Here is a 20,434-nt window from a genome sequence, read left to right as displayed (position 1 = left end):
GCGTGTGTTGTTCTGAATAGATAAAGTGTCTTATCGCCCTATACCGCGTAATTATTCCATGCAGGAAGGCTAATAGTTCTAATATGTAATTATTAGAACGCAATAAATGTTGTTTTTATAGTGACTGTCTTAATTGAGGCTGTACTAATGTGGTTTAACTGCCACAAAACTAACACTTTTGCGGTCAGGTGTCACCCAAACGAAGGGTGGGACTGTAAATAGGTGGTAAATGAGAAAAAATCCTATATGATATTAGTTCTCATTACCATTATTTGGAGCAAGGTTATGATACCAGCAATGGCCATTGCATGTGGCATTTGGGCGGTTGTGTGGATGTTTGGCAAACGTCTTACCAGCGGTTGGGGCGTATTGTTGCCTTGCGCACTGATGCCGCTGCTTGCCCTGACGCATATGTCGCTCGATCAGTTACGCGTGCTGATAGTCGTTGCAATGCTGATCACGCTGGGCATGCTGTTCCACCGTACGTTGCGACACTATATGTTGCTGCCATCATTTATGGCGCTGGCAGGAAGTCTGGCTGCGGTAACGTTGAATTTTAGTTTGTTGTAATAAAAGGATTTTTTTAAGATGAAAAACAGGAAACACAGTAAAGCTGCGGGTCTTTTCTATTTTTTGAAACTGAAAGAAGTATTGCAGGAAGGAAAAACTGAGGAACAGAATCACGTGGTGCGAAGAGAGGGACTTGAACCCTCACGTCCGTAAGGACACTAACACCTGAAGCTAGCGCGTCTACCAATTCCGCCACCTTCGCACAGATGATTTCTGCTTACTGCTGGATTCGATTTATATCACCGGAGTGGTGCGAAGGGAGGGACTCGAACCCTCACATCCAAAGGACACTAACACCTGAAGCTAGCGCGTCTACCAATTCCGCCACCATCGCGTACCGTGCCGTGCAATATAAATCTTGTGATTGTATTGGTGCGAAGGGAGGGACTCGAACCCTCACATCCAAAGGACACTAACACCTGAAGCTAGCGCGTCTACCAATTCCGCCACCATCGCGTTCCAATTGATTACTGTGTTGACGCATTCATCGGAATGTCATCAGCAAGTAACACAACCACGGGGGCGAATTCTAGAGATTTTCCCACAGGCGTCAATAGTTATTTCCCCCATTTCGGACGTTTGATGTAAAAAACAGCATATTCGTGGTGAATGGTTCAATGTCTCAGAACGTCGTCAGGTTAATCGATGGTTTAATCAACGATTTTTCCCATAATGAGGTTCTTACACACCGGGTCAGCAGGGCTGGAAAACAGCGCGATAAGCCAGTCCAGCAGCACGCGGATCCTCGGGGCCAGGAAGCGGCCGGGCGGATACATAATGTACAGCGGCATTGGCGGCGGGAGATGCTGATGCAGTACTTCCACCAGTTCGCCCTGTGCCAGTTCCTGCGTCATCGCCAGTTCCGAGGCCTGAATCAGCCCAAAACCCGCTTTTGCGGCGGCGACGTACGCATCGGCGCCGCTGACGGTCAGCGTGCTGGCAAGTTGTCGCTTTTCGATCTTTCCGTCTGTCACGAATTCCAGATGTGAATCTGCCCGCTGATGGGCAAAAAAATAGCCCACGGCGTGATGTGCGGTGAGATCTTCCGGTGTCAGCGGCGTACCAAATTTGGCTAAATATTCCGGCGATGCGCAGGTGATTTGTTTCAGGTCTGTCAGATGGCGCGACTGCAGATTGTCATCTTCCGAAGGCCATGCACGCACCACGCAATCCACCCCCTGATCGAGCAGATTGATGGCGTTGTCATTGGCACTGACACTCAGGGTTATCTGCGGATAGCGCTGGTAAAACGTCGGCAGCGCGGGGATCACCATCACGCGTGCCAGAGAATGCGGCATGTCGATGCGGACAATGCCAGCTGGCTGGTTTTTGTGATGCGCAAACAGGGCGTCAGATTCTTCCAGCGCTGAGATCAATTGCAGGCAGCGTTGATAATAGATTTTGCCTTCATCGGTGATTTTGACCTGCCGTGTCGTGCGCAGAAACAAGCGGACACCCAGTCGCTGTTCCAGACGTTTCAGGGTCGTACTGACCGTGGCGCGTGGCACATTAAGATCTTCCGCAGCCCGGCTGAAACTTTCCAGTTCGGCAATGCGGATGAAGATTTTCATCGCCTGAATTTGATCCATACTGTTCTCAATGATTGTTTGCGATTTATGAACAGTGTTGCACGTTTTCGCTGATTTATCTTTCCTGAAAGAACAACCAAACTTTATCCCGTTACTTCTCCTCTCTGTGTCATAAGGAAAATCCGATGAAACAACGTCAGCTGGGTAAAAAGGGTCCGATGGTGTCAGCGCTGGGGCTGGGTTGCATGGGCATGAGCGACTTCTATACCACCGGTCTGGATGATAAAGAATCGATGGCAACGCTGGAGCGTGCGCTGGAACTGGGCGTCACGATGCTGGATACCGCCGACATGTATGGCCCGCATACCAATGAAGAACTGCTGGGACGTTTCCTGAAAGGGCGTCGCAATCAGGTTTTTTTAGCCACCAAATTCGGTATTGTGCGTGATCCGTCCCATCCGCAGGTGCGGGGTACAAACGGCCATCCGGACTATGTCCGCAAATCGGTAGAAGGCAGCCTGAAGCGTCTGGGGACCGACGTTATCGACCTCTATTATCAGCACCGTCCGGATCCGACGGTGCCGGTCGAAGAAACCATCGGCGCGCTCTCCGATCTGGTGCGGGAAGGCAAGATCCGTTATATCGGGCTGAGCGAAGTGCCTGTGAGCATTCTGGAACGGGCGCATAAAGTGCATCCGGTCACCGCGCTGCAAACCGAATATTCGCTCTGGTCACGTGATGTGGAAGCCGATATTTTACCGGCGTGTGAGCGTCTGGGGATTGGTTTTGTGCCTTACAGCCCGCTGGGTCGGGGTTTTCTGACCGGACAAATCCGTTCAGTGGACGATCTGGATTTGGATGATTACCGCCGCGACAGCCCGCGTTTTCAGGGGGACAACTTCGCGAAAAATCTGCAACTGGCGGAGAAAATCAGTGAACTGGCGCAGGAGAAAGGGGTGAAATCCTCGCAACTGGCGCTGGCGTGGGTATTATCGCAAAGCGATAACATAGTGCCGATCCCTGGCACCAAACATCGTCATTATCTTGAGGAAAACATCGCCGCGCTTGATGTCTCCCTGAGTGAAGCCGAAATCGCGGCGATCGAAGCAGTGTTTCCTTTCCGCGTGGCAGCGGGTGATCGCTACAACGCGGAACTGATGCGTTTCCTCAACGTCTGACTGATTAACGTTTTTTCTTTTTCAGATCGCGCGGCGGACGTCCACGTACGGCCCGGTACACTTTGAAACGGCCGTTTTGTGCCAGCACTTCGTGGCTGCCAAAGGCGTCATCAAGCAGGGCGGCATAAGGCAGGAAGGCGTTCGCCACAATGCGCAGTTCGCCGCCGATGTTCAGATGGCTTACCGCACCACGGATCAACTGCTCCGCCGCTGTCAGACTGGTTTGCAGACCTTCATGGAATGGCGGGTTGGAGATGATCATATCGAAACGCCCGGCAATGTCGGAATAGACATTGCTGGCAATGACTTCGCCCGGCAGATCGTTTGCCGCCAGTGTGGCGCGGCTGGCTTCGATAGCGGCCGCACTCACATCACTCAACGTGATTTTCATCTTCGGCGAGTACATGGCCAGTACCGAGGCCAGTACCCCGGCACCACAGGCAACATCCAGCACTTTACCTTTAACCGGCTCTTCGAAACTGTTGATCAGCAACAGGCTTCCGCTGTCCAGACCTTCACGGCTGAATACGCCTGGCAGGGTTTTTATGGTCACTTCTTCGACCATGTACTGATCCCACCAGCCGTCAGCATCAAACTCAGGCTGCTTTTCCAGACGTCCATGGTACAAACCGCAACGACGTGCACTGTCGACTTTACTCAGTTCGCACAGGCCTTCCAGCGTGGTTTCCGCGCTGCGAACGCCGCTGCGGTTTTCACCGATGACAAACACATCAATGCCGACCGGTAAGTGTGACAGTAAGTTGAACAGCTGGAATTTCGCTTCCAGTTTGCTCTTTGGCCAGTAATAGACGAGCACATCACACGGCGTGATGAATTCAGCATCAGCAACTAAGCCAAACTGAACGTTATCTCCCAGCGCTTTGCTGAGCATCTGCCAGTGGTGATACATATTGGTGTGGACGCGAACTTCTTCGGCGTCAATTTCAGCTGGCAGGCTGTCTTGTAAGTCACCGGCGAACAGGACGCGGCGGCCTTCAAATTCTTCGCTATGGCGCAGTATGACTTCACTGGCCGGAGTTAATGCAGACATCAGGGTGAGGCTCCTCAGGAATGAACGCGGGATTATATACTCTTCGTCTCTGATTGAGTAATCGAGCTTTATTGGCGCATGTTCGATGTGTTTGCTAGCATAGCCGGGCTTTTCGCACTTCAACCGGCAGGGATCAGGCATGGCATCCAGACGAGATACATTATTACAACAGCTGGGCATTACCCAGTGGACGCTGCGCCGGCCTGCTGTATTACAAGGCGAAGTGGCAGTCAGTCTGCCCGCGGGAACTAAATTGCTTATCGTCGCCGCCGTTCCGCCAGCAGAAGATGATCCGCTGGTCAGCGATGTTTTGCGCAGCCTGACGCTAAAAGAATCAGAAGTTTACCGCCTGACGCCTGAACAGGTCACTATGTTACCTGAAGATACCCGCTGCAATATCTGGCGACTGGGGGTAAGCGAACCGCTGACTCTCACTGGCCCGCAGCTCTCCACTCCGGCCCTGGCCGAACTCTATCAAGACGCCGGCGCCAAACGCGCGCTCTGGCAGCAGATCTGTGAAAATGAACAACATTTCTATCCTGACGCCCGCTGATCTTCCCCGCGCATTCGCCATCGAACAAGCCAGTCATGCCTTTCCGTGGACTGAAAATACGCTTGCCAGCAATCAGGGCGAACGCTATCTGAATCTCAAAATCATGCAGGGCGAAGTGATGGCTGGTTTTGCGATCACTCAAATTGTTCTCGACGAAGCCACACTGTTTAATATCGCTATCGATCCGGCTTTTCAGCGTCAGGGCTTAGGCCGTACGTTGCTGGAAGAAGTGATACAACAACTTGAACAGAAAGATGTTTTTACATTATGGCTTGAAGTTCGTGCCTCCAACGCCAAAGCGATCGCGCTCTATGAAAGCCTCGGTTTTAATGAACTTTCCATTCGCCGTAATTACTATCCCGCCGCACAAGGCCGCGAAGATGCCATCATGATGGCGCTGCCGCTGGGGTGATACCGTAACAACATCTCATTTACTGTAATTTATACTATTTACATCCAATTAGTTGTATTCCGCCAAAATTACAATTAAAAAGGTGTAATTCATTATATTTACAGTTAAAGAGTTGTAATTAGAATTATTTACAGCAAATTAAGTGTAAATTTTAATTATTACAATTAATGTGTTGTTAAATAACCCGAAAAACAGCTATTTTGTTGTAAGTAGTCTGTCAGGAGATAGCTAATGAGAACTCTCAATGAATTGCCGACCTTATTAAAACAAAGGCGCCGGCAGTTAGGGCTGAGCCAACAAGATATGCGTATGAGAACGGGTATGACTCAGCAGCAGTATCAGAAAATTGAAGCGGGTGCGGATCCCCGTCTTTCAACGTTACTGAGGATCCTGGAAGGCATGGAGCTGGAACTCATGTTGGTGCCGCGTCAGCGTGTACAAGAGATTAAAGAGCTGCTTGATTCGACAATTAGTAACGGTAACCGCCCATCTGAGCCGGAGCCAGAGAGTCTTAACAATGATTGGGATGACATCTTAAGTGATTTAAAGGAGTAAACATGGAGAAGCTGGTGGAGTCAGTCGAGGCTTTAGCACTGTATCTTGATGAGCAGTGTGTAGGGGTTTTAGCACATTATGCGGGCAGCCGAAATATCCTATCTTTTGCCCCGGAGTATCTTGAACTACCCATCAGTCAGCGTCCCGTTTTTACATTGACGCAAAAAGTGCGGGCAGAATATCTCAATAAGCCGCTTATCAGTTTTCACAAGCTTCCCCCGGTTCTTTCAAATTTGTTGTCAGAAGGCGCATTGCGAGAATGGATGGCGTTGACGTTGAAAGTCCATCATGACGATGAGTTCCCATTACTGGCCTATGCCGGTAATAACCTGCCCGGTGGGATAACCGCCGTGCCACTTAAGGGGGGCGAAATACCTGGCTGGGCGCTGACATCTCGTGGCGACAAACTGGAAGCCGTTCAAATTGATGTTTTGCATAGCACCGACAAATTTTCTCTGGCAGGTGTTCAGATGAAGTTCTCTGCATTACGACAAGATGGCCGTTTCAACGTGAGTACGGCTGTCGGGGGAGACAGTTGGATTATCAAAACTCCGTCAACGGCACATCGTGCAGTGCCTGAGAATGAATTTAGTGCGATGAAATTAGCGCAGGTAATCGGTGTCAATATCCCTGAGATTAAGCTTGTCGAGCTCCGAAATTTGGTCAATTTACCTGATATCCCTTTACCTGATGAGCCTTATGCTTACGCGATTCGTCGCTTTGACCGCACGGACGAAGGGCGCGTGCATACTGAGGATTTTGCACAGATTTTTCAGGTTTATGCGCGGAATAAATATAAGGGCTATAGCTACGACGATATTGGTCGTGCTCTTTATAGAGTCGGTGCAGGAGGAATCATCGATATTCAGCAGATGGCGCGCCGGATGTTGGCGAACATTTTAGTGGCGAATGGGGATGCCCATCTAAAAAACTGGACGGTGATCTACCCCAATCGAGTGGACGCTGTCCTTTCACCTGCCTATGACATTGTTTCTACCAAACCCTACGTTAAGAGGGAAGATGGTGTGGCTTTGAATATGGCAAAAGAAAAACGATGGAGTGTGATTAATATGCAGACCTTCAAGCGCTGGGCTGAAAGAATTGGTGTACCATGGTCTGCCGTTGAAGTGCATCTTGATGAAGCCATTGAAATTGCGCGTAAATGCTGGCCAGATTTGCTTACGGAGTTACCGATGCTTGAAGAACATAAAATAGTTCTGCAAGAACACTGGGCCGCACTTTCAACCGACTTCCGTTTCTAAAGCGCTCTCTTAGTCACACCACACAAAAAAACCATTGATTGCCCATCCCGTCTAAATCAGTGAAAATAGCCGGCTATAACTTTTATTACCGCTTTGCCTGACGTCACCTTCTGACGTGATGTGAATCCTATGCAGGGCGGACCAACCGCAGAAACGTGAAAAACATGTCTCCAAGTGAATACGCCCTTGAAGTGGCTAAGCGCCGCACATTTGCCATCATCTCTCACCCCGATGCCGGTAAAACGACCATTACCGAAAAGGTTCTGTTATTCGGACAGGCCATTCAAACAGCCGGCACTGTAAAAGGCCGTGGCTCCAGCCATCACGCCAAATCCGACTGGATGGAAATGGAAAAACAACGTGGTATTTCCATCACCACGTCCGTGATGCAGTTCCCGTACAAACAGTGTCTGGTTAATCTGCTCGACACCCCGGGGCACGAAGACTTCTCCGAAGATACCTACCGTACCCTGACTGCCGTTGACTGCTGTCTGATGGTTATCGACGCCGCAAAAGGTGTCGAGGATCGTACCCGTAAGCTGATGGAAGTGACCCGTCTGCGCGATACGCCGATCCTGACTTTTATGAACAAACTCGACCGCGATATCCGCGATCCGATGGAAGTAATGGACGAAGTGGAGCGCGAGCTGAAGATCGCTTGTTCTCCGATTACCTGGCCGATCGGCTGCGGTAAATTGTTCAAAGGGGTTTACCACCTTTATAAAGACGAAGTGTATCTGTATCAGACCGGTAAAGGTCACACCATCCAGGAAGTTCGCGTGGTCAAAGGCCTGAACAATCCGGAGCTGGATGTTGCCGTCGGCGAAGATCTGGCTGCGCAACTTCGTGACGAACTGGAACTGGTGCAGGGTGCATCACATGAATTCGATCACGAAGCTTTCCTGCAAGGTGAGCTGACGCCGGTATTCTTCGGTACCGCGCTCGGTAACTTTGGTGTCGACCATATGCTTGATGGTCTGGTGGACTGGGCTCCTGCGCCGATGCCACGTAAAACTGACCTGCGCGAAGTGAAAGCTGATGATGAGAAATTCACAGGTTTCGTGTTTAAAATTCAGGCCAACATGGACCCGAAACACCGTGACCGCGTGGCGTTTATGCGTGTGGTATCCGGCAAATATGAAAAAGGCATGAAGCTGCGTCAGGTGCGTACGGGTAAAGACGTCGTGATTTCCGATGCCCTGACCTTTATGGCCGGTGACCGTTCACACGTTGAAGAAGCCTATCCGGGCGACATCATCGGTCTGCACAACCACGGCACGATTCAGATTGGCGACACCTTTACTCAGGGTGAGAACATGAAGTTCACTGGCATTCCTAACTTTGCCCCTGAACTGTTCCGTCGTATCCGCCTGCGTGACCCGCTGAAACAGAAACAGTTGCTGAAAGGGCTGGTACAGCTTTCAGAAGAAGGCGCGGTACAGGTCTTCCGCCCAATCGCCAACAACGATTTGATTGTCGGAGCGGTCGGCGTGCTGCAGTTTGAAGTGGTCGTGGCGCGTCTGAAAAGCGAATACAACGTGGAAGCGATTTACGAATCGGTGAATGTCTCGACCGCCCGCTGGGTGGAGTGTAGCGACGTGAAGAAATTCGAAGAATTTAAACGCAAGAACGAAACCAACCTCGCGCTGGATGGCGGCGATAACTTAGCATATATCGCACCCACTATGGTGAACCTGAATCTGGCTTCAGAACGTTATCCTGAAGTGAAATTCCGTAAAACACGCGAACATTAATTCATTCCTGTTTCTGAAAAGGCGACTTTGATGTCGCCTTTTTTATTGTTTCTTAATTTTGCATTAATAAAACATATATTAATTTATTTTGTTAAGGCAGAGTACTTATTATATATTTGTATGCCTTTTGATGAAAAATATACCTGACTTATTAAATAATCTTAATTTTAATTATTAGTGCGATTAGTTATGTTTAGATGAGTCCATTCCTTAATAGATATGCCATTATGTGTGGTGAATAAGTTACCTCATATTTATTTAATATGTTTTGGGGGTAATTAATATTTTTTGTTTATGAAATAGTAACAAAAGTCTTAATTTCACAGGAATTACAATAGGTTTTCTCGCGAAACATATATGTATTCTATGAATATCCCGCCATGGCAATGATATATATATAAGGAATGTAGTTATGAGAATGAATAAAATCACACAGATGCTCTGTGTTGCCGGTTTGACGATGGCTTCAGCCAGCGCTTTTGCCCTTGAAGCCTGGAACGGACAGGAAGGGGGTGACACCTTTGAAGTCATCTTTGACGGCAGTGTTTACTCAAATGCCTGGTGGGTCGGTGCGACAAACTGCCCGGGCACAGCGGAACAAGATCAAGGTGCCAACCCTTGGCGTAAGGTGCGCGACGCATCTGCGACTGAAATGAGCCAATATGGCAACCCGACCGTTTGTGAGATTGCCGGTGACGGCACGCAGAATAATTATGTCGATTATGACAGCAGCCGTGATTATTTAGCCGGTGATATTGTTCTGGCAAATGGCATGACATACAAAACGTCTAAACCAACGCCGGCTCACAGTTTCGCACCAGCAGAAAATAACCCGTGGGTAGTGTATGCACCGACACCGATCTGGAGCAGCAGTGCAACCTATAATCAGGGCGATAAAGTTCAGAAAGACGGAGTTATGTATGAAGCTCTGTTTTACACCATTAATAATGATCCGTCGCTGACGGCTAATCAGAACCCGGACGGAAATAACGGCCATCCGTGGAAACCTCTAGGTCCGGTTCAAATCTACTCTCAGGATCAAATTGATAACGCGCCAACGCTGAATATCGATACCTTATATCCTGCTAATTCATTAGTGAAATATAACGGCAAAAATTATCAGTCTTCTGTAATAGTTCAGAAAGTTAAACCTGACGATGTTTCACCGTGGGCTGTGTATATGGACTGGAGCGGCACGAAAGAGCGCGTGGGTACGCCGAAAAATCCGTGGCCTGCTCAGTTCTATGCGCCTTATGTCGATTTCACCTTAAATATGCAGCCTGACCTTGTCGGTCTGGCGAAAAACCAGAACGTTAACCACTTCACCATGGCCTTTATGGTCGCTAAAGATGCTAACACCTGTGTACCGACGTGGGGCACCGCTTACAGTGTTACCAACTACGCGCAATACAGCAAAATCAAAGCATTACGTGAAGCAGGCGGCGATATCATGGTGTCGATCGGCGGCGCGAACAATGCGCCTCTGGCCGCAGCCTGTAATAACGTGAATGATCTGCAACAGCATTATTATGACATTGTCGAAAACCTGAACCTGCAGGTGCTTGACTTCGATATCGAAGGAAACTGGCTGGCTGATAAAGAATCTATTCAGCGCCGCAATGCCGCCGTCAAATTAGTACAGGATCGCTGGGCTGCCGAAGGCCGTCACATCGGTGTCTGGTATACCCTGCCTGTTCTGCCAACCGGTTTAACCCATGAAGGGATGGAAGTGTTGCAGGATGCCAAAGATCAGGGCGTCGTGCTGACCGGGATTAACGTGATGGCGATGGATTACGGCAACGTACAATGCCAGTCAGCCAACACTGAAGGTCAGAATATTCACGGTAAATGTGCCACTTCTGCCATCGATAATCTGTTCACTCAGGTGAAAGGTTTATACCCTGAGAAGAGCGCCGCACAGGTTTACGCCATGCTGGGGACAACGCCGATGATTGGCTATAACGATGTGCAGGGAGAAGTGTTCTATCTTTCCGATGCGCGTCTGGTTTATCAGCAGGCAAAAGATTATGGCCTGGGTATGATCGGTGCGTGGTCTGTGGCGCGTGATCAGCCGGGTGTTTCAGGGCAAGTTTCTGCGGAACACAGTGGTATGACGCCGGAACAGGCTCCGATGTACGCTTACAGCGAAATCTTTGCGCCAATCACCAGCGGTTCACCGGCACCGGTAGAAACCAATACGCCGCCGGTCGCTAATGCCGGTATTGCTCAGCAGGTTAATGGAACCGCTGTTATCACGCTTGACGGTTCAGCCAGCACCGATAAAGAAGGCGACACCCTGACGTATCAGTGGAAGCAAGTTTCCGGGCCAGCAGTGACGCTGCAAAACAGCGACGCGGCAAAAGCGACATTCAGCGTGGCGCAACCGGTGACCAATGCGGTGTATACCTTCTCGCTGACCGTGAGTGACGGCGAAGGCCGCACCACAGCGCAAACCAGCGTGAATGTGATTGATGCGTCTAAGCCTGTTGCACCGTCCGTTACCCTTGAATCCACGTATACCGTGACTTCAGGTGAATCGCTGACGCTGACAGCAAAAGTGACAGATCCGGATACGCAGGCTGCTGATTTACATTATCAGTGGACTAATCCGGCTGGATTGCCAGTCGCACCGGCTCAGGGGGCAGCATCCAACACTGAAGTGATCAATGCACCACAAGTGACAGTTGATACGCGCTTTACTGTTGACGTGACCGTCACTGATAACACCCGTTTAACCGATACCGCAACGACCACGATTCTGGTGAAAGCCAAAACAGCGGCAGGGGATTATGAGTATGTTTATCCGCAAAGTAGTGAGAAATACGTCGCGGGAACCCGGGTATTAGGCAGTGATGGTGGCATCTATCAATGTAAGCCTTTCCCATACTCCGGTTGGTGTAGTCAGGCGGCCTGGGCGTATGCTCCTGCGACCGGCACTAACTGGCAGGATGCGTGGGATAAACAGTAATTTCACCACCGAAGACTGATTTATAACGCAATAATTTTCCAATGGCTCCTGTAAAGGGAGCCATTTTTTTATCTGATATCCTTCCGGATCTTACGCTTTGTTATCAACATGCCGATATTTTGCGCAAATTTTGGCGTAAACCTTCGGACTTGTCTGCATTAGAGGCCATATTCGACGATCTCCCTACTAATCTGAACATTCTTGACTATATTAAATGTGTGTTCAGGACAGGGTGGCTTAAAGCACTACTTTAAAGTCACTCAATAGAGAGTTATGTCGGATGGTGATTAAAAGCCAGAATAAAACGATGTACTCTGCTACAACGGAAGTAAAAACAGCAGCAATACAATTTGTTATAAGGCGTCACCAAGAATGTGGCGTGCAGAGTCGCAACAAGGCTCATAAACCAAAAGGAAGAAATCGATGAAAAATTCTAAATTTGCCTATTCAATGATGGCCGTAGTTCTGGGTACCGCACTGATGAGCGGTAGCGCTCTGGCAGCAACGACGACTACAGATAGCGCAGGTGCAAAAATCGATAGTTCCATGAAGAAAGTTGATAACTACATGGGCGACAGCGCTATCACCGCGAAAGTGAAAAGTGCTCTGGTAGATGATAAAGCCATTAAAAGTAGCGATATTTCCGTCACGACGAATTCCGGTGTTGTTACGCTGAGTGGTTTTGTCGGTTCGCAGGCTGAAGCCGAGCAGGCTGTTGCTGCGGCAACCAAAGTTGAAGGTGTTAAATCCGTCAGCGACAAACTGCATACCAAAGACAGCAAAGATCAAAGCGTTAAAGCCTATGCCGGTGACAGCGCGACCACGGCTTCTGTAAAAGCCAAATTGCTGGCGGATGACATTGTCCCGTCACGTAACGTGAAAGTCGAAACGACCGACGGCGTGGTACAGCTCTCAGGCGCAGTGAAAGATCAGGCACAGTCTGACCGTGCTGAAAGCGTTGCGAAAACCGTTGATGGCGTGAAAAGCGTCAAAAATGATCTGAAAGTCGCACCATAACGATCACGTGCTCTGTCTGTTGTACGAAGCGCCTTCCCACGGGCAGGGCGCTTCATTTTTTGAATAACACATAATTACATTTACGTTGCCCGCTGAAGATTTGTGTTGGACGAGATTTGCCTGCGGTCGGAAAAATATTGTGTCGGAAACGCTAAGACTTTCATTTTTCGACTACCTTTATTAGGTAAGCATTTTTTGTTACCGGCATGCTGCCGGTTGATAAAGCGTCATAAGGCAAATGTTTCACAATGAGTCCGGCCCGAAGCGGGGCACAACCTTTTAAAATGGCAAAGTGAAAATAGGGTAAAGGAGAAGCTTATGTTTCGTTGGGGCATTATTTTTCTAATCATCGCGTTGATCGCGGCGGCTCTCGGTTTTGGTGGTTTGGCGGGTACAGCGGCCTGGGCTGCAAAAATCGTCTTCGTAGTCGGTATCATTCTGTTTCTTGTCAGCCTGTTTACCGGTCGTAAACGACTCTGACCGCATCATTCCAGTGATGCCAAAATGTGTTAATTAATGACATCGCCCCCTTCACTGAAGGGGGCGATTCTTTTATGTGTACAATCTGGCCGTTAACAGGACGTAACGATTTTGTCGCCCGATTTTGGCAAGAAATCTACGCAAAGCAGGAAGACGAGGTATGCTCTGAAATGAAGGCCAACTGAGTGGGGCCATTTGCGTGAGGACGATGCGTTGGGATACAGAATACCTGTCACGCTGGGGAATATAGAACCGCTGGCGTACAAACCCTATATGCCGGGGAAGATTGCCCTGGTGTGCGAAGGCGGCGGGCAGAGAGGCATTTTTACGGCAGGCGTGCTGGATGAGTTTCAGCGCGCGCGTTTCAATCCCTTTGATTTATATCTGGGCACCTCTGCGGGTGCGCAAAATCTCTCTGCTTTCGTCTGCGGGCAGCCCGGCTATGCCAGAAGGGTGATCACCCGCTACACCACCAGCCCTGACTTTTTCAACCCGCTGCGTTTTGTGCGCGGCGGACATCTTATCGATCTCGACTGGCTGGTTGAAGAAACGGCTAAAAACATGCCGCTGGCGATGGACAGTGCTGAAAAGCTTTTGATCGACGGCCGGGAATTCCTGATGTGCGCCTGTCGCAGTGATGATTATGCGGCCAATTATTTCTCGCCGACGCGGGAAAACTGGCTACCCGTGATCAAAGCCTCAAGTGCTATTCCGGGCTTTTACCGCATGGGTGTGGATCTGGATGGTGTCAGCTATCAGGACGGAGGCATCAGTGACGCGATCCCAGTTGAAGAAGCGTACCGCCGTGGCGCGGATACCATTGTGGTCATCCGTACCGTGCCTTCGGCGATGTTCTATACACCGCAATGGATGAAGCGCATGGAACAATGGCTGAGTGAAAGCAGCCTGCAACAACTGGTGCGCATGATGCAGCACCACGAAGAAAGTTATCACCGCATTCAGCAATTTATTGAGAATCCGCCGGACGATGTGCGTATTTTCGAAATCTTCCCGCCAAAACCGCTGGCCAGCCACGCGCTTGGCAGTCGTCTGCCTGCGCTTAATCAGGATTACCATCTTGGCCGTCGCTGCGGACGGTACTTCCTTTCTGCTGCGGCACACTGGCTGTTACCGCGTGAAAACGAGCGCCCTCATCCGCAAATCGAACCACGGATATTCCGCCAGCCAAAACAGGTTATCGTGCCGCAGGATGAACCGGAAAATGTGATCCCGCTGGCTGCTTCGGTCAGTACGGTTGAGCAAATCATTCTGGATCCAGCCGTGTTGACGGATATGGTCGCCGACGGCGGTATGGTGCGTCCGGCAGCATTTAAAGACAACGTGGTCAGTGCGCCGCAACCGCAACCGCAGCACGCATCCTCAGACATGCCGCCACCGGAAAGTCCGGCGTCATCAGAAAATTATCCGTCCAGTGAGGGCGAAAATCTGTGAGTTTCACCTTCGTCGATACGCATTGTCATTTCGATTTTCCGCCGTTTACCGGTGCGGAAACTGAAAGCCTGCGCCTCGCTGCAGAAGCTGGTGTAGGGCAGATTATTGTTCCGGCGGTCACGTCTGACCGTTTCAGCGGCATTCTCACACTGGCCGAAAAATTCCCGCAATTGCACGCCGCGCTGGGCTTGCATCCGCTTTATATCGCCGAACATAAAGACAGTTGTCTGGATTTACTGGATTCACTGCTCAGCCAGCGGGATCCACGCCTGGTGGCAGTCGGGGAAATCGGCCTGGATTTATACATGGAAGCGCCGAAGTTTGAGCAACAACAGCGGTTGCTGAAAGCGCAGTTCGCGCTGGCAAAGCGTGAGATGTTGCCGGTGATCCTGCACTCCCGTCGCAGCCACGATCAGCTGGCGGCGCTGCTGCGTCAGGCAAAACTGCCGGCAACCGGGGTAGTGCACGGATTTGCAGGCAGTCTTTCTCAGGCGCAGGCGTTTATCAAACTGGGTTTTGCGATAGGCGTGGGTGGCACTATCAGCTACGAACGCGCGCAGAAAACCCGTCATGTGATGGCAGAATTACCGCTTTCGTCATTGTTGCTGGAAACCGATGCGCCGGATATGCCGTTGCAGGGGTTTCAGGGGCAGCCTAATCGCCCGGAACGGGCGGCAACCGTGTTCGACATTCTGTGCAGCCTGCGCAGTGAAACGCCGGAACAGATTGCTCTTGCACTGCTCGACAATACCCGCCGCATCTTTAATCTCCCTTCCCGGTAAACCGTCGAAATTTTAATTTTGTGATTTAAATAACATTTACCCTGACGTATAGAAACCTTTCCAGAAAGGGTTTCTGGCGTATTGCGATTTCATTTCTCTTTAAAATGTTATTATTATAACATTGCTCGTAAGATCGCCGGTTGGTGATCGCGGTGTGGCCACCCGAACTCCGTTTGTCATGATTCGGGTATACACTCTTATTAAGGGTCGAATACTGAGCATAAGGGCTAAGAATTGTGACCAAGGTCTCATTTAGCCAAGCAACGTTGCAATCGGTTTTCATTTTGTGTGAAATAATGCACACAGGAACCTGATGTGACGTGTTCAAATAGTCACAACGAACTGGCGTCAGCCAGTCCAAGCGCGGTGAGAAGGATCTCAGTTGCCACGTAAGCCGTTCCACGCCGCTTACGCACGCTATCTTCAAGGAACCAAGTCCGCTCGCCAACGTGCAGAATTCTCTTGCCGACGTTAAACGCCGGAACGAATTCATGACTGTATGCTCAGTCCCGGCCGGTCGCTGGAATTGAAAATTGTTGGAGAGTTATATGACCGATTTAACCGCCGCAGCGCAACGTGCGCTGAACCTGATGGATTTAACCACCCTGAACGAAGACGACACTGATGCAAAAGTGATCGCGCTTTGTCATCAGGCGAAAAGCCCGGCAGGTAACACCGCTGCTGTCTGTATTTATCCTCGTTTTATTCCTGTTGCCCGTAAAACCCTGCGCGAGCAAGGCACGCCGGACATCCGTATTGCCACCGTCACCAACTTCCCGCACGGTAATGACGATCTTGAGATTGCGCTGGCAGAAACCCGCGCGGCAATTGCTTACGGTGCCGATGAGGTTGACGTGGTCTTCCCGTACCGCGCGCTGATCGCCGGTAACGAGCAGATTGGTTTTGAGATGGTGAAACAGTGCAAAGAAGCCTGTGCGGCTGCCAATGTGCTGCTGAAAGTGATCATCGAAACCGGTGAGCTGAAGCAGGATGCGCTGATCCGCAAAGCCTCTGAAATCGCCATCAACGCAGGCGCTGACTTCATCAAAACCTCTACCGGTAAAGTGCCAGAAAACGCCACGCTGCACAGCGCTGAGTTGATGATGAGCGTGATTGCTGAGATGGGCGTGGGCAAAGCTGTCGGTTTTAAACCGGCCGGTGGCGTGAAAACCGCTGAAGACGCTGCGCAATATCTGGCACTGGCTGATCGCCTGCTGGGCCGCGAATGGGCTGACGCACGTCACTTCCGTTTCGGCGCATCCAGTCTGCTGGCAAGCCTGCTCACCACTCTCGGTCACGCTGGCCAGAAAGCCACCAGCAGCTACTAATCACTGTTGTTATGCGAATACCGTGGCGCTGTTTTACAGCGTCCGGTATTCGCATCTACATTTAGCGTTCAGCTCAGGCAGGGGGATACCTTGTTTCTCGCACAAGAAATTATTCGTAAAAAACGTGACGGTCAGCCTTTAAGCGATGAAGAAATTCGTTTCTTTGTTAATGGTATTCGCGACAGTCAGGTTTCAGAAGGCCAGATTGCCGCGCTGGCAATGACTATCTATTTCAATGATATGACCATGAATGAGCGTGTGTCGCTGACCATGGCAATGCGTGACTCCGGTACCGTACTGGACTGGAAATCGCTCAACCTCAACGGCCCGATCGTTGATAAACATTCGACCGGCGGTGTGGGTGACGTGACGTCCCTGATGCTGGGGCCGATGGTGGCGGCATGCGGCGGTTATGTGCCGATGATTTCCGGCCGCGGCCTCGGTCATACCGGCGGTACGCTGGATAAACTTGAAGCCATCCCGGGCTTCGATATTTTCCCGGATGACAGCCGTTTTCGCCGCATCATTCAGGATGTCGGCGTGGCAATTATCGGCCAGACCAGCTCGCTGGCTCCGGCGGATAAGCGTTTCTATGCGACACGTGATATCACCGCAACTGTCGATTCTATCCCGCTGATCACTGCTTCGATTCTCGCCAAAAAACTGGCCGAAGGCCTTGATGCGTTAGTGATGGACGTCAAAGTCGGCTCCGGGGCCTTCATGCCGACTTACCAGCTATCCGAAGATCTGGCGCAGGCGATTGTCGATGTGGCCAATGGCGCAGGTTGTAAAACCACGGCGCTGCTGACCGACATGAATCAGGTGCTGGCATCCAGCGCAGGGAATGCGGTGGAAGTGCGCGAAGCCGTGCGCTTCCTGACGGGTGAATACCGGAATCCGCGTCTGCTGGAAGTGACAATGGCGCTCTGTGTTGAAATGCTGCTGTCCGGCGGGCTGGCAAAAGATGACGCCGACGCCCGCAGTCAGTTGCAGGCCGTGCTGGATAACGGCAAAGCCGCAGAAGTCTTTGGCCGCATGATTGCCGCCCAGAAAGGCCCAACCGATTTCATCGAGAATTACGATCGTTATCTGCAACAGGCCACGCTGAGCAAACCGGTTTACGCCGAAGGCAACGGGATTGTCAGCGCGATGGACACCCGTGCGCTGGGCATGGCCGTCGTTTCACTGGGTGGCGGACGTCGCCGCGCCAGCGATGCTATCGACTACAGCGTCGGTCTGACCCATATGGCGCAGCTTGGCCAGCAAGTGGATACCCGTCAGCCACTGGCGATGATCCACGCGAACAGTGAAGCGGCCTGGCAGCAGGCGGCGCAGGAAGTGCGTGCGGCCATTGTCCTGAGCGACAAAGCGCCGGAAAGCACGTCGGTGGTTTACCGCCGGATCGGTGGTAACGCTTGATTTCAGGCCAAATCGCCCCCATTTAAGATTGATCAGGTGCGCGGCAGTTCCGCGTGACCCAATGCGTAACCATTCGCAGGAGAGCAAAATGAAACGTACATTTATCATGGTGTTAGACTCATTCGGTATCGGTGCCAGTGAAGATGCCGAGCGCTTTGGCGATGCCGGTTCTGACACGCTGGGCCATATCGCAGCTGCCTGTGCGCGTGGCGATGCGGACAAAGGCCGCAAAGGCCCTCTGAATCTGCCTAACCTGACCCGTCTGGGGCTGGCGAAAGCTGCGGAAGAATCTACCGGTAAAATTCCTGACGGCATGGACGGTAATGCTGAAATTACCGGGGCGTATGCTTATGCCAGCGAACTGTCTTCCGGTAAGGACACCCCATCAGGCCACTGGGAAATCGCCGGTGTGCCGGTTCTGTTTGACTGGGGCTACTTTAGTGACACGACCAACAGCTTCCCGCAGGAACTGCTGGATAAACTGGTTGAGCGCGCTAATCTGCCGGGTTATCTCGGCAACTGCCATTCTTCCGGTACCGTGGTACTGGATGATTTGGGCGAAGAGCACATGAAAACCGGCAAGCCGATTTTCTACACCTCAGCCGACTCCGTCTTCCAGATTGCCTGTCACGAAGAAACCTTCGGGCTGGATCGCCTGTATGAACTGTGTGAAATCGCCCGTGAAGAGCTGACTGAAGGTGGCTACAATATTGGTCGCGTGATTGCCCGTCCGTTCATCGGTGACAAAGCCGGTCACTTCGAACGTACCGGTAACCGTCATGATTTAGCGGTTGAACCACCGGCTCCGACCATCCTGAAAAAGCTGGTGGATGAGAAAGACGGCCATGTGGTGTCTGTCGGTAAAATCGCTGACATCTACGCGCAGGTTGGTATCACTAAAAAAGTGAAAGCTACCGGCCTGGATGCGTTGTTTGACGCGACGATCAAAGAGATGAAAGAAGCGGGTGACAAGACCATCGTCTTCACCAACTTTGTTGATTTCGACTCCTCTTACGGCCACCGCCGTGACGTACCAGGCTACGCTGCCGCGCTGGAACTGTTTGACCGCCGTATGCCGGAATTGCTGGAACTGGTGAAAGAAGATGACATCATCATCTTCACCGCTGACCACGGTTGTGACCCGACCTGGCGCGGCACCGACCATACCCGTGAGCACATTCCGGTCTTAATCTATGGCCCGAAAGTAAAACCAGGTTCATTAGGTCACCGTGAAACCTTCGCGGACATCGGCCAGACAGTCGCTAAATACTTCGACCTGTCACCGATGGATTACGGCAAATCCATGCTCTGATACTTTTCTTACGCGGCCAGTCTCTTATACTGGCCGCGTTTTTTATAATGAATATGACACCTCGCTGATTAAGGAATAAGAAGATGGCAACTCCACACATTAATGCTGAAATGGGCGACTTCGCTGACGTCGTGCTGATGCCGGGCGATCCGCTTCGCGCCAAGCACATCGCGGAAACTTTCCTTCAGGATGTTAAGCAGGTGAACGACGTGCGTGGCATGTTGGGTTTCACCGGCACCTATAAAGGCCGCAAAATCTCCGTGATGGGCCACGGCATGGGCATTCCTTCCTGCTCAATTTATGCCAAAGAGCTGATCACTGAATTCGGCGTGAAAAAAATCATCCGCGTGGGTTCTTGTGGTGCTGTGCGTGCCGACATCAAACTGCGCGACATCGTGATCGGCATGGGTGCCTGTACCGATTCCAAAGTGAACCGCATGCGTTTTAAAGATCACGATTACGCGGCTATTGCCGATTACGACATGGTGCGTAACGCGGCTGACGCGGCGAAAGCCAAAGGCATCAATGCCCGCGTGGGTAACATCTTCTCCGCTGACCTGTTCTACACGCCGGACCCGCAAATGTTCGACGTGATGGAAAAATACGGCATTCTGGGTGTGGAAATGGAAGCCGCTGGTATCTACGGCGTGGCTGCAGAATTCGGTGCGAAAGCACTGACCATCTGTACCGTTTCCGACCATATCCGTACGCATGAGCAAACCACTGCCGCTGAACGTCAGACAACCTTCAACGACATGATCGAAATCGCGCTGGAATCCGTTCTGCTGGGCGACAAAGAATAAATTCTGCAA

The 20,434-nt window shown here is 51.0% G+C and carries 18 protein-coding genes and 3 tRNA genes; 16 read left to right on the top strand and 5 right to left on the bottom strand.

Going from position 1 to position 20,434, the window contains the following annotated elements:
* The first annotated feature begins 285 nt into the window (after positions 1 to 285).
* The gene (locus tag HGO41_RS13270; protein ID WP_013577116.1) at positions 286 to 570 is read left to right on the top strand and encodes a DUF1435 domain-containing protein; all 285 of its coding nucleotides are present in this window, start codon (positions 286 to 288) and stop codon (positions 568 to 570) included.
* Between the two features lie 115 nt (positions 571 to 685).
* On the opposite strand, the gene HGO41_RS13265 is transcribed toward HGO41_RS13270, so the two are convergent.
* The 4 genes from HGO41_RS13265 to HGO41_RS13250 form a co-directional block, all read right to left on the bottom strand.
* A tRNA-Leu gene (locus tag HGO41_RS13265) sits at positions 686 to 772 on the bottom strand.
* A 46-nt stretch (positions 773 to 818) separates the two neighbouring features.
* Positions 819 to 904, bottom strand: a tRNA-Leu gene (locus tag HGO41_RS13260).
* 36 nt (positions 905 to 940) lie between these two features.
* Positions 941 to 1,026: transfer RNA gene (locus HGO41_RS13255), tRNA-Leu, on the bottom strand.
* Between the two features lie 194 nt (positions 1,027 to 1,220).
* Entirely contained in the window at positions 1,221 to 2,159 is a 939-nt protein-coding gene (locus HGO41_RS13250; protein ID WP_112151017.1) for a LysR family transcriptional regulator, read from the bottom strand.
* Positions 2,160 to 2,284: 125 nt separating this feature from the next.
* On the opposite strand from HGO41_RS13250, the gene HGO41_RS13245 reads away from it, so the two are divergent.
* A complete protein-coding gene (locus HGO41_RS13245) occupies positions 2,285 to 3,277 on the top strand; it encodes an aldo/keto reductase (RefSeq protein ID WP_153376522.1) in 993 nt (330 codons plus the stop codon).
* Positions 3,278 to 3,281: 4 nt separating this feature from the next.
* On the opposite strand, the gene rsmC is transcribed toward HGO41_RS13245, so the two are convergent.
* The gene (gene rsmC / locus HGO41_RS13240) at positions 3,282 to 4,328 is read right to left on the bottom strand and encodes a 16S rRNA (guanine(1207)-N(2))-methyltransferase RsmC (protein ID WP_037033500.1); all 1,047 of its coding nucleotides are present in this window, start codon (positions 4,326 to 4,328) and stop codon (positions 3,282 to 3,284) included.
* Positions 4,329 to 4,467: 139 nt separating this feature from the next.
* Here rsmC and HGO41_RS13235 point away from each other — a divergent pair, with 139 nt between their 5' ends.
* The 14 genes from HGO41_RS13235 (at position 4,468) to deoD (ending at position 20,425) form a co-directional block, all read left to right on the top strand.
* Positions 4,468 to 4,881, top strand: a complete 414-nt coding sequence (locus HGO41_RS13235) for a DNA polymerase III subunit psi (RefSeq protein WP_013577112.1) — start codon at positions 4,468 to 4,470, stop codon at positions 4,879 to 4,881.
* On the top strand, positions 4,850 to 5,293 hold the full coding sequence (gene rimI / locus HGO41_RS13230; RefSeq protein WP_013577111.1) for a ribosomal protein S18-alanine N-acetyltransferase: 444 nt from the start codon (positions 4,850 to 4,852) through the stop codon (positions 5,291 to 5,293). Before HGO41_RS13235 ends, rimI begins: the two co-directional genes overlap by 32 nt.
* A gap of 231 nt (positions 5,294 to 5,524) precedes the next feature.
* A complete protein-coding gene (locus tag HGO41_RS13225) occupies positions 5,525 to 5,848 on the top strand; it encodes a helix-turn-helix domain-containing protein (RefSeq protein ID WP_013577110.1) in 324 nt (107 codons plus the stop codon).
* A gap of 2 nt (positions 5,849 to 5,850) precedes the next feature.
* Positions 5,851 to 7,110: a type II toxin-antitoxin system HipA family toxin gene (locus HGO41_RS13220; RefSeq protein ID WP_013577109.1), complete on the top strand. Its 1,260-nt coding sequence runs from the start codon at positions 5,851 to 5,853 to the stop codon at positions 7,108 to 7,110.
* 164 nt (positions 7,111 to 7,274) lie between these two features.
* Positions 7,275 to 8,864: a peptide chain release factor 3 gene (gene prfC, locus HGO41_RS13215; protein WP_013577108.1), complete on the top strand. Its 1,590-nt coding sequence runs from the start codon at positions 7,275 to 7,277 to the stop codon at positions 8,862 to 8,864.
* A 412-nt stretch (positions 8,865 to 9,276) separates the two neighbouring features.
* Positions 9,277 to 11,832: a PKD domain-containing protein gene (locus HGO41_RS13210; protein WP_285427201.1), complete on the top strand. Its 2,556-nt coding sequence runs from the start codon at positions 9,277 to 9,279 to the stop codon at positions 11,830 to 11,832.
* 423 nt (positions 11,833 to 12,255) lie between these two features.
* Complete coding sequence (osmY, locus tag HGO41_RS13200; RefSeq protein WP_013577106.1) at positions 12,256 to 12,849, top strand: molecular chaperone OsmY; 594 nt, start codon at positions 12,256 to 12,258, stop codon at positions 12,847 to 12,849.
* A gap of 318 nt (positions 12,850 to 13,167) precedes the next feature.
* A complete protein-coding gene (locus tag HGO41_RS13195; protein ID WP_013577105.1) occupies positions 13,168 to 13,329 on the top strand; it encodes a DUF1328 domain-containing protein in 162 nt (53 codons plus the stop codon).
* 273 nt (positions 13,330 to 13,602) lie between these two features.
* Positions 13,603 to 14,781 carry a patatin-like phospholipase family protein gene (locus HGO41_RS13190; RefSeq protein WP_447868357.1) on the top strand — a complete coding sequence of 393 codons (1,179 nt, stop codon included), beginning with the start codon at positions 13,603 to 13,605 and terminating at the stop codon, positions 14,779 to 14,781.
* Positions 14,778 to 15,563, top strand: a complete 786-nt coding sequence (locus HGO41_RS13185; RefSeq protein ID WP_037033489.1) for a TatD family hydrolase — start codon at positions 14,778 to 14,780, stop codon at positions 15,561 to 15,563. Before HGO41_RS13190 ends, HGO41_RS13185 begins: the two co-directional genes overlap by 4 nt.
* Before the next feature lie 548 nt (positions 15,564 to 16,111).
* Positions 16,112 to 16,891 (top strand): deoxyribose-phosphate aldolase, encoded by a 780-nt coding sequence (gene deoC, locus HGO41_RS13180; protein ID WP_013577101.1) that lies wholly within the window; start codon positions 16,112 to 16,114, stop codon positions 16,889 to 16,891.
* Between the two features lie 90 nt (positions 16,892 to 16,981).
* The gene (gene deoA / locus HGO41_RS13175; RefSeq protein ID WP_112151011.1) at positions 16,982 to 18,310 is read left to right on the top strand and encodes a thymidine phosphorylase; all 1,329 of its coding nucleotides are present in this window, start codon (positions 16,982 to 16,984) and stop codon (positions 18,308 to 18,310) included.
* Positions 18,311 to 18,398: 88 nt separating this feature from the next.
* A complete protein-coding gene (gene deoB, locus HGO41_RS13170; protein ID WP_013577099.1) occupies positions 18,399 to 19,622 on the top strand; it encodes a phosphopentomutase in 1,224 nt (407 codons plus the stop codon).
* A gap of 83 nt (positions 19,623 to 19,705) precedes the next feature.
* Entirely contained in the window at positions 19,706 to 20,425 is a 720-nt protein-coding gene (deoD, locus tag HGO41_RS13165; RefSeq protein ID WP_013577098.1) for a purine-nucleoside phosphorylase, read from the top strand.
* Positions 20,426 to 20,434: the final 9 nt, after the last annotated feature.

Origin of the sequence: Rahnella sp. CG8, from assembly GCF_023701875.1 — a bacterium.
Taxonomy (GTDB): Bacteria; Pseudomonadota; Gammaproteobacteria; order Enterobacterales; family Enterobacteriaceae; genus Rahnella; species Rahnella aceris.
The sequence above is the reverse complement of the archived record's forward strand: the minus strand, read 5'-3'. Positions and strand labels throughout refer to the sequence as shown.

Excerpts from the sequence above, each read along its gene's own strand:
- HGO41_RS13270 (WP_013577116.1), top strand. The coding sequence starts at position 286 with ATGATACCAGCAATGGCCATTGCATGTGGCATTTGGGCGGTTGTGTGG.
- HGO41_RS13250 (WP_112151017.1), bottom strand. The coding sequence starts at position 2,159 with ATGGATCAAATTCAGGCGATGAAAATCTTCATCCGCATTGCCGAACTG.
- HGO41_RS13245 (WP_153376522.1), top strand. The coding sequence starts at position 2,285 with ATGAAACAACGTCAGCTGGGTAAAAAGGGTCCGATGGTGTCAGCGCTG.
- rsmC (WP_037033500.1), bottom strand. The coding sequence starts at position 4,328 with ATGTCTGCATTAACTCCGGCCAGTGAAGTCATACTGCGCCATAGCGAA.
- HGO41_RS13235 (WP_013577112.1), top strand. The coding sequence starts at position 4,468 with ATGGCATCCAGACGAGATACATTATTACAACAGCTGGGCATTACCCAG.
- rimI (WP_013577111.1), top strand. The coding sequence starts at position 4,850 with ATGAACAACATTTCTATCCTGACGCCCGCTGATCTTCCCCGCGCATTC.
- HGO41_RS13225 (WP_013577110.1), top strand. The coding sequence starts at position 5,525 with ATGAGAACTCTCAATGAATTGCCGACCTTATTAAAACAAAGGCGCCGG.
- HGO41_RS13220 (WP_013577109.1), top strand. The coding sequence starts at position 5,851 with ATGGAGAAGCTGGTGGAGTCAGTCGAGGCTTTAGCACTGTATCTTGAT.
- prfC (WP_013577108.1), top strand. The coding sequence starts at position 7,275 with ATGTCTCCAAGTGAATACGCCCTTGAAGTGGCTAAGCGCCGCACATTT.
- HGO41_RS13210 (WP_285427201.1), top strand. The coding sequence starts at position 9,277 with ATGAGAATGAATAAAATCACACAGATGCTCTGTGTTGCCGGTTTGACG.
- osmY (WP_013577106.1), top strand. The coding sequence starts at position 12,256 with ATGAAAAATTCTAAATTTGCCTATTCAATGATGGCCGTAGTTCTGGGT.
- HGO41_RS13195 (WP_013577105.1), top strand. The coding sequence starts at position 13,168 with ATGTTTCGTTGGGGCATTATTTTTCTAATCATCGCGTTGATCGCGGCG.
- HGO41_RS13190 (WP_447868357.1), top strand. The coding sequence starts at position 13,603 with ATGCCGGGGAAGATTGCCCTGGTGTGCGAAGGCGGCGGGCAGAGAGGC.
- deoC (WP_013577101.1), top strand. The coding sequence starts at position 16,112 with ATGACCGATTTAACCGCCGCAGCGCAACGTGCGCTGAACCTGATGGAT.
- deoB (WP_013577099.1), top strand. The coding sequence starts at position 18,399 with ATGAAACGTACATTTATCATGGTGTTAGACTCATTCGGTATCGGTGCC.
- deoD (WP_013577098.1), top strand. The coding sequence starts at position 19,706 with ATGGCAACTCCACACATTAATGCTGAAATGGGCGACTTCGCTGACGTC.